The sequence below is a fragment of the Salinigranum marinum genome, assembly GCF_024228675.1.
Classification (GTDB): domain Archaea; phylum Halobacteriota; class Halobacteria; order Halobacteriales; family Haloferacaceae; genus Salinigranum; species Salinigranum marinum.
Genome location: NZ_CP100461.1, coordinates 1,636,490 through 1,651,683, shown reverse-complemented (window position 1 = coordinate 1,651,683; position 15,194 = coordinate 1,636,490). Strand labels below are relative to the sequence as shown.

14 protein-coding genes are annotated in these 15,194 nt (G+C 66.9%); 7 read left to right on the top strand and 7 right to left on the bottom strand.

The genetic code is table 11. From position 1 onward, the window contains the following. Positions 1–29: 29 nt before the first annotated feature. Entirely contained in the window at positions 30–377 is a 348-nt protein-coding gene (locus tag NKJ07_RS08060; RefSeq protein ID WP_318570072.1) for a CDGSH iron-sulfur domain-containing protein, read from the top strand. Here the strand turns inward: NKJ07_RS08060 and NKJ07_RS08055 are convergent. Together NKJ07_RS08055 and NKJ07_RS08050 are read right to left on the bottom strand one after the other, a co-directional pair. Beyond that, the gene (locus tag NKJ07_RS08055) at positions 374–1,471 is read right to left on the bottom strand and encodes a DNA topoisomerase IV subunit A (protein ID WP_318570071.1); all 1,098 of its coding nucleotides are present in this window, start codon (positions 1,469–1,471) and stop codon (positions 374–376) included. The genes NKJ07_RS08060 and NKJ07_RS08055 overlap by 4 nt on opposite strands. Continuing rightward, entirely contained in the window at positions 1,472–3,922 is a 2,451-nt protein-coding gene (locus NKJ07_RS08050) for a DNA topoisomerase VI subunit B (RefSeq protein WP_318570070.1), read from the bottom strand. It abuts the gene before it with no gap. A gap of 296 nt (positions 3,923–4,218) precedes the next feature. Between NKJ07_RS08050 and gyrB the strand changes: the two genes are divergently transcribed. Together gyrB and gyrA are read left to right on the top strand one after the other, a co-directional pair. Continuing rightward, a complete protein-coding gene (gene gyrB, locus NKJ07_RS08045) occupies positions 4,219–6,135 on the top strand; it encodes a DNA topoisomerase (ATP-hydrolyzing) subunit B (protein ID WP_318570069.1) in 1,917 nt (638 codons plus the stop codon). Beyond that, positions 6,135–8,726, top strand: a complete 2,592-nt coding sequence (gene gyrA / locus NKJ07_RS08040; RefSeq protein WP_318570068.1) for a DNA gyrase subunit A — start codon at positions 6,135–6,137, stop codon at positions 8,724–8,726. The genes gyrB and gyrA overlap by 1 nt, the downstream gene beginning before the upstream one ends. A 69-nt stretch (positions 8,727–8,795) precedes the next feature. On the opposite strand, the gene rocF is transcribed toward gyrA, so the two are convergent. Then, positions 8,796–9,710, bottom strand: coding sequence for an arginase (gene rocF, locus NKJ07_RS08035; protein WP_318570067.1), 915 nt, complete (start codon positions 9,708–9,710; stop codon positions 8,796–8,798). Positions 9,711–9,974: 264 nt separating this feature from the next. Here rocF and NKJ07_RS08030 point away from each other — a divergent pair, with 264 nt between their 5' ends. Then, positions 9,975–10,508: an Rrf2 family transcriptional regulator gene (locus NKJ07_RS08030; RefSeq protein WP_318570066.1), complete on the top strand. Its 534-nt coding sequence runs from the start codon at positions 9,975–9,977 to the stop codon at positions 10,506–10,508. Positions 10,509–10,801: 293 nt separating this feature from the next. On the opposite strand, the gene NKJ07_RS08025 is transcribed toward NKJ07_RS08030, so the two are convergent. Beyond that, positions 10,802–11,980, bottom strand: a complete 1,179-nt coding sequence (locus tag NKJ07_RS08025; RefSeq protein ID WP_318570065.1) for an NAD(P)/FAD-dependent oxidoreductase — start codon at positions 11,978–11,980, stop codon at positions 10,802–10,804. Between the two features lie 82 nt (positions 11,981–12,062). Next, positions 12,063–12,881: a nucleoside phosphorylase gene (locus NKJ07_RS08020; protein WP_318570064.1), complete on the bottom strand. Its 819-nt coding sequence runs from the start codon at positions 12,879–12,881 to the stop codon at positions 12,063–12,065. A gap of 194 nt (positions 12,882–13,075) precedes the next feature. Here NKJ07_RS08020 and NKJ07_RS08015 point away from each other — a divergent pair, with 194 nt between their 5' ends. Beyond that, positions 13,076–13,405 carry a DUF8106 domain-containing protein gene (locus NKJ07_RS08015; RefSeq protein WP_318570063.1) on the top strand — a complete coding sequence of 110 codons (330 nt, stop codon included), beginning with the start codon at positions 13,076–13,078 and terminating at the stop codon, positions 13,403–13,405. Between the two features lie 47 nt (positions 13,406–13,452). On the opposite strand, the gene cdd is transcribed toward NKJ07_RS08015, so the two are convergent. Continuing rightward, the gene (gene cdd / locus NKJ07_RS08010) at positions 13,453–13,881 is read right to left on the bottom strand and encodes a cytidine deaminase (protein WP_318570062.1); all 429 of its coding nucleotides are present in this window, start codon (positions 13,879–13,881) and stop codon (positions 13,453–13,455) included. Positions 13,882–13,973: 92 nt separating this feature from the next. Between cdd and NKJ07_RS08005 the strand changes: the two genes are divergently transcribed. Together NKJ07_RS08005 and NKJ07_RS08000 are read left to right on the top strand one after the other, a co-directional pair. Next, positions 13,974–14,231 carry a DUF7520 family protein gene (locus NKJ07_RS08005; protein ID WP_318570061.1) on the top strand — a complete coding sequence of 86 codons (258 nt, stop codon included), beginning with the start codon at positions 13,974–13,976 and terminating at the stop codon, positions 14,229–14,231. Positions 14,232–14,294: 63 nt separating this feature from the next. Beyond that, positions 14,295–14,510, top strand: coding sequence for a DUF8142 family protein (locus tag NKJ07_RS08000; RefSeq protein ID WP_318570060.1), 216 nt, complete (start codon positions 14,295–14,297; stop codon positions 14,508–14,510). An 18-nt stretch (positions 14,511–14,528) separates the two neighbouring features. Here NKJ07_RS08000 and NKJ07_RS07995 read toward each other — a convergent pair whose 3' ends face one another. After that, positions 14,529–15,113, bottom strand: coding sequence for a GNAT family N-acetyltransferase (locus NKJ07_RS07995; protein WP_318570059.1), 585 nt, complete (start codon positions 15,111–15,113; stop codon positions 14,529–14,531). Positions 15,114–15,194: the final 81 nt, after the last annotated feature.

The window sequence follows — 15,194 nt, the reverse complement described above, 5'->3', positions numbered from 1 at the left end:
TAAGCGGCCCGGGCGTGAGGAGTGAGGGGATGGCTCGTGAGACGACGCACGAGGCGACCGGACCGCTCCGACTCGACGAGGCAGCCCTCGCAGCGAACGGTGGCTCCGTTTTGCTCTGTCGGTGCGGGCTCTCGGCGGCGTATCCGTTCTGTGACGGCTCTCACGAGGCGACTCACGACGAGGCCGAGAGGACGCTGTACCGGTACGACGGCGACGACACCGAGCGCCACGAGATCAGCGCGGTGGTCGCGGTCGACGGCGACGGCGCCCGGGAGGTCGTCTCGGTGCTCACCGACGACGTGGACGGCGCGGAAGAAACGGACGATTCGGCCTCGACAGAGGGGATGGAACTCGACCGGACGGGCGAGGACCGTTAGATGACGCCCATCTCGTCGAGTCGCTCGGGGAGGTAGGTGTCCGTCACGAAGTCCAGCCCCCGGGAGGCCAGCGCCTGCTGTTCGGCCTTCTTCTCGATCTCCAGCTGGAGTTCGATCTGTTCGACCCAGTAGTCGGTCATGAACCGGGGGTCATCGAGTTCGGACTGGAGGGCGTTGACGTCTGAGTCGGAGAGGGGATCGGTGGGGAGGTCGTAGTCGACGATGTCCTGCGGCTGGATGCCGACGAACTCGGCCTCGGGGGTGGCGAGGTACTCCGAGAGGTGCGCGGACTTGATCGAGCCGTAGGCGACGGAACCGAAGATGCGGTAGCTCCACGGATCGCCGTCAGTGAACACCACGACTGGGAGGCCGAGTTCGTCGTGGAGCCGCTTGGTGATGCGCCGGGTCGCCCGCGCTGGCTGTCCCTTGAGGTGGACCACCATGACGTTGTACGCCTCGTCGAAGCCGTTCTCGACCAGGCGGTCGCGCATCCCACCGGTCTCCACACAGAGGACGAAGTCGATGTCGTGGTCGAGGAACTCGATCGTGTCGGGGTTGTTGGGGATCTGGTAGCCACCCTCGCCGACGTCCTCCTGGCAGTGGATCTCGCGCTCGCCGCGACGGGTCTGTTCTCGCAGTCGAAGCGGCCCCATCAGCGTCGCCCCCGACTCCTCGGGCCGCATGTGGAAGTCCTCACGGGTGACGTGCGAGACGATCTCGAGGTCTTCGACCAGCTGGTTGGACTCGTCTTGGTCGGAGAAGTGTGCCTCCTCGGAGTCCCACGACTCCGAGAGGTAGTACAGCTCACGCAGGGTCGACGAGCGGCCCTCCTCGAGCTGCCGGGCGAGGAACTCGATGGTGTACGCCGCCTTGAGGAGCTTGCGCGCGCCCCGGACGGAGTTGGCCGACCGCGTCGAGGTGCGGTCGCCGTACGTCCACACCTTCGACGCCTCGTCGTACTGGATGTTGCTCTTCGTCCGCGTGGGGAGGGTCATCTCGGGGACCTCCCCGCCCGCGAACTGGTCGTAAAACTCCGCCGCCAGGTCGATGAGGCGCTCGCGCGCCAGCTCGTCTTCGAGTTTCGTCTGAGACATTTACGTGTTCACCGTGAGTTTCTCCCGCTCGATGCCGTCGACGTCGATGTCGAAGTCGGTGTCCTCGGGGAGGGTGTAGCGCAACTCCGCTGTCTCGCCCGCCGGGACGGACGGGGACCACTTCACGAACCACTCGCCATCGAGGTCGATCACCTGCGCGTCGCCGTTGACGTCGCCGGGCTCGGCCGAGAGGATGTCCGTGATCTCGGGCGCTTCCGCCCGACTCGAGTGGTTCTCGACGACGAGCGTCACCGTCTCACCCTCGACGACGCGTTCGACGCTGACGTTGTTCATGATGCGGGCGAGCGCGCCGTCGATGTTCGGCCGCTCCCGACCCGTCACCTCGGAGAGCTTGTCGGCCATCTCCGGGAGGATCTTGCCGAGGACTTCCTGTTTCTTCCGGCGTTTCTGCATCGACCGCCGGCGGTTGAGATACGACTTCAACTCCCGGGCGGCCTCGCGGATCGCGAGTTCGACCTCGTCCTCGATGTCGGGGACGTTCGCGACGGCGTCCTTCGATTCGCTGGTGAAGGGGACGTTCGTCGAGGCGACGTGGACCATGACGACCGCGGGTCCCTTCGGGATGCCCGACCCGCCGGGCTGGTCCAGTCCGTAGTTCCGCCACCCGATGCCCTTGACGACGCCCGTGATCGCACAGGCACCCTGCTGATACACCAGCGGGACCCGGTTGGCGAAGCGCAGGAGGTCGACCGAGCCTTCAGAAGCGAGTTCGCCCCCGTAGGCGATGCCGGCCTCGACGACGAACGGATCGCCGGCGTGGACCTCGGCGTCGCGCGTCGCGGCAGCGTAGAAGTCGGCGTCGAACACCTCCCGAAGCCCGGCCTCGATCAGTTCGGCGGAGATCGGCGAGAGACACGTCGTCGGCGGCGCGAGGATGTCCGTCTCGCGCATCGCCTCCAAGAGCGCCTGTGCGCTGTCGCGGTCGTCGACGATCGCACTCACGTCTGGGGGGTCGTCGGGGACCGTCCGGGCGCGGCTCCAGATCGCCTCCGTGACGTTCTCTCGGGCCGTGTCGCCGAAGGTGACGTCGTCGTACTCGACGGTGTCGTCGGCCGCGCCGTCGACGAGATCGACGAGCGCCCGGTGGGTGAGCCGGTGGCGACCGTCGTCGAGCGCCGCGACCTTCCGCGCCAGTCGCTCCGCGATGCCGCGCTTCGTCGCGTCGTCTTTCCGCTTCGACGTCGCGTCGTCGACGAGGGTGTAGAGGTCGGTCGTCAGTCGGGGCTCGGTGTCGTCGTCGCCGTCGTCGTCGGTCGGCTCCGCGTCGCCGGTGCCCGTCACCGCGGCCCAGACGGCCTCAACCGTGTTCTCCCGGACTGTCGCCCCGAACCGTGTCCCAGACTCGTCTTCGACCTCGTCCGCACAGGTGTCGACGACCGCGCGTACGTCGTGGTGGGTCACCCGCTCGCGGTTTGCGAGCGTCGACGCGACCCGCTCGGCGAAGTCGGCGGTCGCCGACGCGCCCTTGTTCGCGACGGCGCCGTCGATCACGCTCGCGAGGTCGACCGTCTCGTGTGCCTGGGGAGGCGTCCACGACAGTTCACGCCCGAAGTGGCGGTCGCGGAAGTTGTCGAGCACCTTGTCGGCGGTCTTCTTGCCCACCCTGGTGAACTCCCCTTGGAGGAAGCCCGAGACCGAGTACGACTCGGTCGCCGTGAGCATCTTCCGTAGGGTGCCGAGTTCGACGCCGTGGGGGTGCGGCCGGATCTCCTCCGTGGAGTCGGGGAGTTGGTCGGTCGCACGCTCGAACTTCATCGGCTCGTCCAGCCCGGGTTCGCGCAGCTCCAGACGGGCGTGGGGGTTGACGACGGCGGTGTGTCTGATGTAGTCGTGCAGTTGCGTCCGGGCGCGCATATTCGCCTCCATCTCCAGTTCGATGCGCGTCCCGTGCGAGCGGTCCCACGACGTCTCCCGCGACGCCTTGATCTCCGGTTCGTTCGTGTCCGTGTCGATGATCAGCTCGAAGTACTGCGCTTCGGGCCTTCCTTGCGTGCGGCTCGTGATGCGTGCGGGTTTCCCGGAGGTGAGCTGTGAGTACAACACCGCCGCGGAGATGCCGATCCCCTGCTGTCCGCGGGACTGTTCGCGGGCGTGAAACCGCGACCCGTAGAGGAGTTTGCCGAACACCTTGGGGACCTGTTCTTTCGTGATCCCGGGGCCGTTGTCCTCGACGACGAGCCGGAGGTAGTCGTCGACCTCCCGGATCTCGACGTAGATGTCGGGCAGGATCTCGGCCTCCTCGGTCGCGTCGAGGGCGTTGTCGACCGCCTCCTTGACGGCGGTGACGAGCCCTCTGGCACCCGAGTCGAACCCGAGCATGTGTTTGTTCTTCTCGAAGAACTCGGCGATGGAGATCTCACGCTGGCCCTTGGCCAGCTCCTCGGCGATATCCTCGTCTCCCTCGCCGAGGGTCGACTGAATCGAGGTCATCGTCTGTCAGCCTCTTCCGTAGCGACGCTTAAGAACTCTCCGTTGGCGTGGTGGAAGTGAAATCGACGGATTCACGCCGTCATGCTGGGGTTGTAGGCCGTGCGTCGCGCGCGCGTCGGACGGCTCCTTCGTACACGGCGTCGGGCACCGAATCGAACGGGGTTACTGGCAGGGTGCGAACAAATCTTGTCCCGATCGGAGCGAACGTTAGCGGATTGCGAAGTCCCTTTTCAGGTACTCGCACGCGCGCGTGAGAGGGTTTAAGACACGCCGTACCCTAGCGTTGGACAGATTCTATGTCAGGAGAAACCGAGTACGGCGCGGACCAGATCCAGGCTCTCGAGGACCTGGAACCGGTCCGACAGCGCCCGGGAATGTTCATCGGTTCTACAGGGCCGCGAGGTCTCCATCATCTCGTCTACGAGGTCGTCGACAACGCGATCGATGAGGCGCTCGCGGGCTACTGCGACGACATCACCGTCACGATCCACGAGGACGGATCGGTGAGCGTCTCGGACAACGGCCGCGGGATCCCGGTCGATACCCACAAGAAGTACGACCGGCCGGCGGTGGAGGTCGTGATGACGGTCCTCCACGCGGGCGGGAAGTTCAACAAGGACTCGTACTCCGTCTCCGGCGGCCTCCACGGCGTGGGCGTCTCCGTCGTGAACGCCCTCTCGAAGTGGCTCGAAGTCGAGGTCAAACGCGACGGCGGCGTCTGGTCCCACCGGTTCGACCACGGGGCACCCGAGGAGGGAGCGTTCGAGCGGGTCCGCGACCTCGAACCCGGCGAGGAGACCGGGACCACTGTCAGATTCTGGCCCGACAGTGAGATCTTCGAGACCACCGACTTCGAATACGCCACCGTCGTCAACCGCCTCCGGGAGTTGGCCTTCCTCAACTCGGGCGTCCGCATCTCGATCGAGGACGAACGCACGGGCGACTCGGACACGTTCGAGTACGAGGGGGGGATCCGAGCGTTCGTCCGCTACATGAACGAGACGCGGACGACCCTCCACAACGACGTCATCTACTACGAGGGCGAACAGGAGGGGATCCACGTCGAGGTGGCGATCCAGGCGACCGACGAGGTGCAGTCGTCGATCCACGCCTTCGCCAACAACATCAACACGCGCGAGGGGGGAACCCACCTGACGGGGTTCAAAACGGCGCTCACCCGGACGGTCAACGACTACGCCGACCGCCACGACATGCTCTCGGACCTCGACGGGACGCTGAAGGGCGAGGACGTCCGGGAGGGGCTCACTGTCGTCCTCTCGGTGAAACACCCGGACCCGCAGTTCGAGGGGCAGACGAAGACGAAGCTCGGGAACAGCGAGGTCAGGGGAATCGTCGAGTCGGTGACGAACGCCAAGTTAGGCACCTACTTCGAGGAGCACCCCGACGTCGCCCAGTCGATCGTCCTGAAGGCCGTGGAGGCGGCGAAGGCCCGGATGGCCGCGAAGAAGGCCGAGGAGCTCACCCGCCGCAAGTCGGCGCTCGAAACGACGGCGTTGCCGGGCAAACTGGCCGACTGTCAGACGCGCGACCCCAGCGAGTCCGAACTGTTCGTCGTCGAGGGCGATTCGGCCGGGGGGAGCGCCAAACAGGGCCGCGACCGCTCGTTCCAGGCCATTCTCCCGCTCCGGGGGAAGATCCTCAACGTCGAGAAACACCGCCTCGACCGCATCCTCGAGAACGAGGAGATCCGCTCGCTCATCACCGCCATCGGGGCGGGCGTCGGCGAGGAGTTCGACGTGAGCGAGGCGCGCTACCACCGCGTCATCCTGATGACCGACGCCGACGTCGACGGGGCACACATCCGGACCCTCCTCCTGACGCTCCTCTACCGATACATGCGGCCGCTCGTCGAGGCCGGCTACGTCTACGCCGCGAAACCGCCGCTGTACCGGGTCCGGTACAGGGGGGAGACGTACGACGCGATGACCGAGGCCGAGCGCGACCGGATCATCGAAGAGAAGTGCGGCGGTAATCCGACGCAGGTCCAGCGCTTCAAGGGCCTCGGAGAGATGAACCCCGACCAGCTCTGGGAGACGACGATGAACCCCGAGAACAGGGTGTTGAAACAGATCACCGTCGAGGACGCCGCCGCCGCCGACCGCATGTTCAACGTCCTGATGGGCGACGCGGTCGAGCCGCGCAAGCAGTTCATCAAGCAGCACGCCGGGGACGCCGAGTGGGTGGACATCTGATGAGCTCCGACTCGGACCCCAGCAAGCCAAAGATCGCCGCACAGATCGAGAACGCCCGCATCGAGCAGGAGATGGAGCAGTCGTACATCGACTACGCCATGTCCGTCATCGCGGGGCGGGCCCTCCCCGACGTCCGCGACGGCCTCAAGCCCGTCCACCGGCGCATCCTCTACGCGATGCACACTGCGGGGATCTCCTCGGGCTCCTCACACCGCAAGTCCTCGTCGATCGTCGGCGAGACGATGGGCGACTACCACCCGCACGGCGACTCCGCGATCTACGATACTTTGACCCGGATGGCGCAGGACTTCTCGATGCGGTACCCCCTCGTCGACGGACAGGGGAACTTCGGCTCGGTCGACGGCGACCCGGCGGCCGCGATGCGCTACACGGAGGCGCGGATGGCCTCTATCGCCGAGGAACTCCTAGCGGATATCGACAAGGACACCGTCGACTTCCAGTCGAACTACGACGACCGCACGACCGAGCCGACCGTCCTCCCGGCGGCGTTCCCGAATCTCTTGGTAAACGGATCGTCGGGGATTGCCGTCGGGATGTCGACGAACATCCCGCCGCACAACCTCGGCGAGGTGATCGACGCCACCGTCGAACTCATCCACGAACCCGACAGCACCGTCGAGGACCTCATCGACACCCGCGACGGCCAGGGCAACGGCTCCGACGGCCCGATCACGGGGCCCGACTTCCCGACCGGAGCGAACATCGTCGGCAAGAACGCCGTCTACAAGGCGTACACGACCGGTCGTGGCCGGATCCGGGTCCGAGCGAAGTTCGACGTCTCCGACGACCGCATCGTCATCGACGAGCTGCCGTACCAGGAGAACAAGGCCCGGCTCATCAAGCGCATCGCCGACGACGTCAACGACGGTTCCCTGGAGGGGATCCGCGACATCCGTGACGAATCGGATCGAGACGGTATCCGCGTCGTCATCGAACTCAAGCGCAACGCCGACCCCCAGCTGGTGAAGAACCAGCTGCTGTCGTCGCATCTCGAATCGACGTTCGGCGTCATCAACCTCGCGCTCGTCGGCGGCGAGCCCCGTATCTTGGATCTGAAGCAGACGCTGACGGCGTATCTCGACCACCGCAAGGAGGTCGTCCGTCGGCGTTCGGAGTACGACCTGGGCGAGGCCGAAGACCGCGCACACATCCTCGAGGGGCGGCTCACGGCGCTCGAACACGTCGACGAGGTCGTCGACCTCATCCGGGGCGCAGAGGACAGAGACGCGGCGAAAGCCGTCTTGCGGGGGACGTACGACTTCTCGGAGGCGCAGGTCGACCACATCGTCTCGATGCAACTCGGCTCGCTGACGTCGATGGAGACCGACGCGATCGAGGCGGAGTACGAGGAGGTCCAAGCGCGCATCGCCCGGCTGGAAGAGATCCTCGCCGACGAGTCAGAGCTCCTCGGCGTCATCGAGGAGGAGCTCCTGGCGATCAAAGCCGAGTACGGCGACGACCGCCGGACGGGGTTCGTCGCGGACGACGGCGAGGTGACGAGGGAGGACCTCGTGCCCGAGGAGGACGTCGTCGTCGTCGTCACCGAGGACGACTACGTGAAGCAGATGCCGCTGTCGTGGTTCCGCGCCCAGCGGCGCGGCGGCAAGGGAATCATCGGGAGCGAACTGAAAGAGAGCGACCGGGTCGCCAGCGTCTTCGTCGCCAATACCCACGACTACCTGCTCTGTTTCACCGATCAGGGACAGGTGTACAAGCTGAAGACCTACCAGCTCCCACGCCCCGAAACGCGGTACACGAAGGGGAGTGCCCTCGTGAACTACCTCGACCTCGACCGGGGCGAGGGGATCCAGGCCGTCGTGAACTGCGACGCCCTGGAGGTCGACAGCGACGACGAGAAGGTCGACGAGCGGTATCTGACGATGGTGACCCGGAACGGGCGAGTCAAGCGCACCAACGTCGACCGGTTCCAGAACATCCTCTCGACGGGGATCCGTGCGATCACCCTCGAGGGTGACGACGAACTCGCGGACGTCGAGGTCACGGACGGGAGACACGACCTCATCGTCGCCACGGCGGGCGGGATGAGCATCCGCTTCGACGAAAGCGAGGTCCGCGCGATGGGACGGAGCGCCCGCGGCGTCGGCGGGATCCGGCTCGAAGACGGCGATCGCGTCGCGGGTATCGCCGCCGTCGACGAGGAGCGCCACGACTGGACGCTCACGGTCACGGAGAACGGCTACGGCAAGCGGACGGCGATCGCGGACTACCGGAGACAGTCGCGCAACGGCAAGGGGCTCATCGACATCAAGACCGACGACCGCAACGGCCCCGTCTGCACGATCGAGACGGTCGGGTCGGGCGACCACGTCGTCGTGATGACCGAAGGCGGCCAGATCATCCGCACGCCCGTCGACGGCGTCTCGATCATCGGACGCAACACCAAAGGCGTCCGCGTGATGGACATCGACGACGGCGACATCGTCGGCTCTGTCACGGTCGTCCCCGCGGCTGTCGCCGACGAGAACCGATCGGACGAAGCGGACGGGACGGACGCGGAAGACGAGGACGAGGGCGAAGACGTGACGGCCGACACCGACGGGACGGAGTAGGCCGCCCCCTCCGACTCCCTCGCGTACTTTCTCGCGCGTTCCCCCGGTCGGACAGTGCCGGCCTCTCGCTCAGAGGACGCGCTTGCCGAACGCGCTCGCGGCGAGTTCGACCGCGAGCGCCGCGGTCTCGTTGTGTTCGTCGAGGACCGGGTTCACCTCGACGAGTTCCATCGACCGGAGCGAGCCGCTGCGGGCGACTGCCTCCATCGCCAAGTGCGCCTCGCGGTAGGTGACACCGCCGCGGACGGGCGTCCCGACGCCGGGGGCGACCGTCGGATCGAGCCAGTCGAGGTCGAGCGAGACGTGGATGCCGTCGGTTCCGTCGGCGGCGACGGTGAGCGCGTCGTCGACGACGGTCGCGATTCCCCGCTGGTCGATGTCGGACATCGTGTACGCGGTGACCGCCGAGTCGCGGATCGCGTCGCGCTCGTCGTCGTCGAGCGAGCGGAGGCCGACCAGCGCGACGTGAGCGGGATCGAGCCCCTGTGCACGCGCCCAGCCGTACTCCGCGGCGGTGAAGTCGCCGACGCCGAGAGCCGCCGCGAGCGGCATCCCGTGGACGTTTCCGCTCGGCGACGTCGTCGGGGTGTTGAAATCCCCGTGGGCGTCGAACCAGATCGCGCCGACGGCGGCGTCGCGTGCCGACCCGGCCAGGGAACCGATCGCGATGGAGTGGTCGCCTCCGAGCGCCAGCGGGGTGGCACCGTCGTCGATGCTCCCGGCGACGCGGTCGGCGAGGGCCGTGCAGACCTCCCGGGTCTCGCGGAGGAACCGGGCGGTGCCGGCGGGGGGTTCCTCGGCGTCGGGGATCCGCTCTTCCATCCGCGGGACGGAGAGATCGCCGCCGTCGCGGCAGGCGACACCGGCGGCTTCGATTTCGTCCGCGAGTCCGGCGTAGCGGATGGCTGACGGTCCCATGTCGACGCCACGACGGTTCGCTCCGTAGTCGGTCGGCGCACCGATGAGCTGGACGCGTCGAGTCATGGTCGAGACGTGACAGAGCGTCCCGTTAGCCGTTCCGGTCGGCGCTCGCGATAACGCACGCCGCCGGTCTGGTGGCACGGTCCGTGACTCGTGGCGAGGTGACCCGGTACCGATGCGGGACGCAAGATGAACAGATCCGGGTTCGATCGGTGGCATAGAATCGGTCTCGTGAGGTGTGAAAACTACCCGCAGTGACGCTGTTTCCCCGGATCGTGTCCTGTGTCATCCATCGCATTTAATAAGCCCACGGACCAACAACGCCCTATGTCATCAATCGAACTTACGTCGAGTCAGAAGACGATTCTGACCGCACTCATCAACCTCTACCGCGAGTCCGAGAGCGCGGTGAAAGGCGAGGACATCGCCGAGGAGGTAAACCGGAACCCGGGAACGATCCGGAACCAGATGCAGAGCCTGAAAGCCCTCCAGTTGGTCGAGGGCGTACCGGGGCCGAAAGGCGGCTACAAACCGACGGCGAACGCGTACGAGGCGCTCGATGTCGATCAGATGGACGAACCCGCGGCGGTGCCGCTGTTCCACAACGACGAGGAGGTCGAGAACGTCAACGTCGACGAGATCGACCTCTCGAGCGTCCACCATCCGGAGCTCTGCCGGGCGGAGATCCACGTCCAGGGCTCGGTCCGCGACTTCCACGAGGGCGATGCCGTCCAGGTCGGGCCGACACCCCTGTCGAAGCTCGTCATCCGCGGCTCCGTCGACGGCAAGGACGACACGAACAACATCCTCATCCTCCGGATCGAGGGGATGGAGGCTCCGGTCGGCGACCCCGCCCACTGAGTCGGCGCTGATCCCGATCGTCCGCGCGGCGCGAGCGGTGTCTCGCCTCCGCGACGTTCCTCGTTCTGTCTCTTCTCGTCGACCTCACTCCGGGAGCCGCGTCGCTCGCGGACCCGTCTCGGAGTGAACTCTCCGGTTGACCGACCGACTGGTGCCCACTGTGGCCGGCCCGGAACCCGGGCCACCGACCGATCGGAGACACAGAAGCCGACGCTGATCGAGTAGGCTCTCACCCGGCGACGCGGCACGGAGCACCGGGTGTGACGATCTCGTGGGCGGTGACGGACCCGACGTTACATGTCCCCCCACGCGTCGATCGCGCGGGAGACCGAGGCGACGTCGGCGATCCAGCGGGCCGCGATGGCCTTCTTGAGCATCCGGGCTGGCGTGCCGCCGAAGACGTTGATCGGGACGCCGTCGACGTCGTGTGCGACGGCGTCCTCGCCGATCGAGACGACCGTCCCCTTGTCCTTGTGCGTCCACGTCTTCAGCGGCTGCCCCCGGAGCGCGCGTGCGACGTTCTCGCCGGCGACGTCGGCGGCCTGCCAGGCGGCCTGTGCGGTCGGTGGGGCGAGCGCGTCGGGGCCCTGTTCGACGAGCGCCGAGTCGCCGAGGGCGAACACCCGATCGTCGCTCGTCTGGAAGTCCGAGGCGGCGTGGATGCGGTTCGATCGCTCGTCCTTGTCGACGGCGCAGTCGGCGATCTCCTTCTGGCCGGTGATGCCGCCGGTCCAGACGAAGACGTCGTACGGGAGCTCCTCGGGCGCTTCGTCCTCGCCGCCGCCGATGTAGATGGTCTCCTCGTCGACCTTCGAGACGAACTCGCCGCATTTGATCTCGATGCCGCGGTCTTCGAGCCGGCGGCGCAGGGCTCCCTGCAGTTCGGGGTCGTTGTTCGGGAACACCTGGTCGAGGCCCTCGACGAGGACGACGTCGATGGGCGCGTCGTGGTCGTCGCGGTACTCGGCGACCTCGCCGGCGGTCTGGATGCCCGAGAGTCCGGCCCCGCCGATGACGACCGTCGCCGGCTCCGACGCCGTCGCGTCCCCCGCGGCGTTCGCGACCCGCTCGTGGATCTCGCGGGCGTCGTCGAGTCCTTTCAGTTCGAGCGAGTACTCCTCGAGCCCGTCGATCCCGTAGAAGGCGGTCGAGCTGCCGATCGCGACGAGCAGGTAGTCGTACGCGACCGACTCGCCGCCGTCGAGTTCGACCGCGCGCTCGTCCACGTCGACGCCGGTGACCCGCGCCTCGACGAACTCCGTCGACGGCGACTTGACCTCGTCGATCGGGATCGCGACCTTCGACTCGACGCTCGGGTCGCTGATACAGCGGTGCGCCTCGTGCAAGACGAGGTGGTAGTCGTGGTCCGAGATCCAGGTGATCTCCGCCTCACCGTCGAGTTCCTTCTCGAGCCGTTGTATCGCGCCCGTCCCCGCGTACCCCGAGCCGAGAACGACGACCTGCGTACTCATATCTGTCTCGTGGTGAGGATTCATCCGATAAGAGGGTGTTGAAATGCTCGTGGGACTCGGTCGTAAACGACCGTTAGAGAACCTATATCGACAGTCCAGCGTGCCACTCAGTGACACCCGCCTCTCGCTTCACCTCGTCCATCCGTGCGAGGAGCGCCACGGCGAGGCTCGCCGTCTCGGCCGCCTTCGACTCGCCCTCGGTCAGGAACTCGCCGGTGACGCGGTTCGCGAAGACGGAGCAGACGACCCCCGCCCGGAGACCGTAGAGGTTCGCCAGCGTGAGGATCGCCGCGGCCTCCATCTCGATGTTCGCCACGTTCGCCTCCTGTAACTCCTCGACGAGCGCCTCCGAGCCGGCGGCCTCGAACCCCCCGAACCCCTCGCGGCCCTGCCCGGCGTAGAAGGCGTCGGCGCTCATCGTGAGGCCGACGTGGTAGTCGTGTCCCAGCCGCTCGGCCGCGGCGACGAGCGCCGAGACGACCTCGTGGGAGGCCACGGCCGGGTAGTCGTCGCGAACGTACTCGCGGCTCGTCCCCTCCTGTCGGACCGCGCCCGACGTGATGACGAGGTCGCCGACGGCCATCCCCGGCTGGATTGCTCCACAGGAGCCGACGCGGATGAACGTGTCAGCGCCGACGCGCGCGAGTTCCTCGACGGCGATGGCCGCCGAGGGTGACCCGATTCCCGTCGAGGTGACCGAGATCGGCGTGTCGTCGTACGTGCCCGTGGCCGTGCGGTACTCGCGGTGGTGTGCTTCCTCCTCCCAGTCGTCCCACAGGTCGGTGATGACGTCGACACGTTCTGGGTTGCCGGGGAGCAACACGGACGCGGCGACGTCGCTGGGAGCGAGTTCGACGTGGTACTGGCGTTCGGCGTTCGGGTCTTCCGCGTCACCGGGCATGGCCCCCGGTCGGGCGGGTGAGAATAAATAACTCGCCCTCCATCTCCCGGACAGACGTAGGTGACTACCGTCCGTCGGAGACGGACGCTCGCCGTCATCCGCGCGCTATCCATTTAATGGGTCTTGAAGCCGTTTAATGGGGTTCCAGACCATCGTGCCGAAGGCTTATGCCTGCCGTCCCCTTCAGTTCAGATATGTCCCCGTCACGGCGGGCACCCCGCTCACAGCAACGGCTGAAGGCGACCCTGTTCTGCCCGGACTGCGGTCACGAGAGTCACGTCACGGGTGAGTGGGTCGTCCGCACCACCGCCGAGCGGATCACGACCGACTGCCCGGACTGCGGCACCTGCATCGACGACCGCCCCCGAGCGGTGGATCCGTCCGGTCGGTCGGACCCCCCGATCGGTCCCGCGTCGTTCCTCGGCGCGGCCGTCGCGCCCGTCGACTTCTCCTGGACGGTCCAGCGGCACCTGCTCGCGTGGTGGACGACACAGGGCAAGCGTCTCCTCTCGACGACCGGGTGAGCCGGGTCGCCGACGGCCGACGGGCGACCAGTGGCGGTTACGGATCCCTACTCGCGGTCGACGCGTTCGGCGGCGTCCAGCGTGTCCAGCGAGATCGTGTTCGGGAGCAGTTCGCCGAGGGTGTACCGAGTCACGGCGTCGCCCTCGTCACAGAGCACCACGAAGTCGTCGTCACAGAACTCCGCGAGTGTCTGGCGGCACATCCCGCAGGGCGTGACGCCGTCGCGGACGCCCGACGAGACGGCGATGCGGTCGAAGCTGGCGTGGGCGTCTTTCACCGCGGCGGCGATGGCGACTTCCTCGGCGTGGAGGCTGTTCGAGTAGTTCGCGTTCTCGATGTTGCAGCCGGTGTACACCGTTCCGTCGGCGGTCACGAGCGCCGCCCCCACGCGGTACTCCGAGTAGGGGACGTACGCGTCGGCGAGGGCGTCACGGGCGGTTTCGACGAGCTCCGCGTCGGTCGGTCCGTCGGACATACGCTGGAGTTCGTCGGTGGGGTTGATATACTGTCGGGCGCGGCAACCCGCCGACGAAAAGGGTCTATAGCGTCGGGTCCTTACCGTCGGGCGTGACAGACGACAGTACCGACGGACGCCCAATCTTCGTCGTGATCGCGGTGACCGTCGTTCTCCTCGCGGGGGTCATCGGCTTTTTTGTCGGGTCGAACGGGGCGACGGTCGCCCCCGCGATCCAGGTAGTCGGGGGGATCGCCCTCCCAACGACTCCCGTGACGATGACGCTGTACGGAATGGCGATCGCGGTGCTCTCGCTCGGCGGGCTCTTCGGCCTCGTCACGCTCGCCTCGCGGTTCGACGAGGTTGACTGAGGCCGTCCCGACGCGTTCCCCCGATAGCGGACCGTTTTTGTCCCTCGCCCCCTCAGTATCCGTATGTCCACCACGCTCGTCGGCGAGACGGGGAAGAACCGCAAGCGTGCGGCGCTGGCAGTCCTGCCGTTCCTCGGTATCGGGCTCGCGGACGTGGTACTCCTCCTCTTTTGGGGGATCGAACCGCTCTGGGGACTGGCCATTCTCCCGCCCATCCTCTTCTGTTCGGTGCTCGCGTGGATCGTCTTCAGCACCGACTTCCTCGAAGACCGGACCTGATACCCCACAGACGCGCCGTCACTGGCCAGTGTCGTACTTGTACGTTGCGCTCTCGGGGTCGATCCCGAAATCCTCGGGCTGTTCTTCGGGTTCGGACTCGCCGCCCTCGACCGGGACCGCCATCTTGAACGCCTCGCGGAGACGGGCGGGCATCTCGAAGGCGTCGACGGGGAGCCGCATCGCGACGATCTCGTCGTCCATCGTCCGGCGTTTCGCGTCGAGGCGCTCGCCCAACGGCTCCGGCAGTTCCGACGCCGAGGCCGGTTCGAAGCCGAACTGTGCGAGGTAGGTCGGTTCGAGCGCGAACGAGTACACCTCGTCGAAGCCGTCGTCGCCGGCTTTCTCGATCAGCCGTTCCACGACGTGCGCGCCGACCCCCTGCCCGCGCCAGGCTTCGAGGACGCCCATCCCCGTGAGTTCGCAGTAGTCGCCCTCGTCGGTCTTGTGGACGCGAACCCGGCCGAACCCGGCTTTCTCGTTCGTCTCCTCGTCGAGCGCGACCACGTAGTCACGGGAGCGGAACGCTGCGTCGTCCAGGCCCATCGCCTCGATGTGGTCGAGCAACCAGACCTCCTCTCTGTTTTTGGCATCCCGGACGTACATGCCCGCATGTAGACGACGGCGTCGTAAAAGGGTTTATCGCCGGCCATCGGGCCGTTCCGGTCGGGATCGAGCACCGGCGAT

What these genes read in the sequence shown, in the direction of transcription:
- NKJ07_RS08060 (WP_318570072.1), top strand. Translation starts at nt 30, where the DNA reads ATGGCTCGTGAGACGACGCACGAGGCGACCGGACCGCTCCGACTCGAC.
- NKJ07_RS08055 (WP_318570071.1), bottom strand. Translation starts at nt 1,471, where the DNA reads ATGTCTCAGACGAAACTCGAAGACGAGCTGGCGCGCGAGCGCCTCATC.
- NKJ07_RS08050 (WP_318570070.1), bottom strand. Translation starts at nt 3,922, where the DNA reads ATGACCTCGATTCAGTCGACCCTCGGCGAGGGAGACGAGGATATCGCC.
- gyrB (WP_318570069.1), top strand. Translation starts at nt 4,219, where the DNA reads ATGTCAGGAGAAACCGAGTACGGCGCGGACCAGATCCAGGCTCTCGAG.
- gyrA (WP_318570068.1), top strand. Translation starts at nt 6,135, where the DNA reads ATGAGCTCCGACTCGGACCCCAGCAAGCCAAAGATCGCCGCACAGATC.
- rocF (WP_318570067.1), bottom strand. Translation starts at nt 9,710, where the DNA reads ATGACTCGACGCGTCCAGCTCATCGGTGCGCCGACCGACTACGGAGCG.
- NKJ07_RS08030 (WP_318570066.1), top strand. Translation starts at nt 9,975, where the DNA reads ATGTCATCAATCGAACTTACGTCGAGTCAGAAGACGATTCTGACCGCA.
- NKJ07_RS08025 (WP_318570065.1), bottom strand. Translation starts at nt 11,980, where the DNA reads ATGAGTACGCAGGTCGTCGTTCTCGGCTCGGGGTACGCGGGGACGGGC.
- NKJ07_RS08020 (WP_318570064.1), bottom strand. Translation starts at nt 12,881, where the DNA reads ATGCCCGGTGACGCGGAAGACCCGAACGCCGAACGCCAGTACCACGTC.
- NKJ07_RS08015 (WP_318570063.1), top strand. Translation starts at nt 13,076, where the DNA reads ATGTCCCCGTCACGGCGGGCACCCCGCTCACAGCAACGGCTGAAGGCG.
- cdd (WP_318570062.1), bottom strand. Translation starts at nt 13,881, where the DNA reads ATGTCCGACGGACCGACCGACGCGGAGCTCGTCGAAACCGCCCGTGAC.
- NKJ07_RS08000 (WP_318570060.1), top strand. Translation starts at nt 14,295, where the DNA reads ATGTCCACCACGCTCGTCGGCGAGACGGGGAAGAACCGCAAGCGTGCG.
- NKJ07_RS07995 (WP_318570059.1), bottom strand. Translation starts at nt 15,113, where the DNA reads ATGTACGTCCGGGATGCCAAAAACAGAGAGGAGGTCTGGTTGCTCGAC.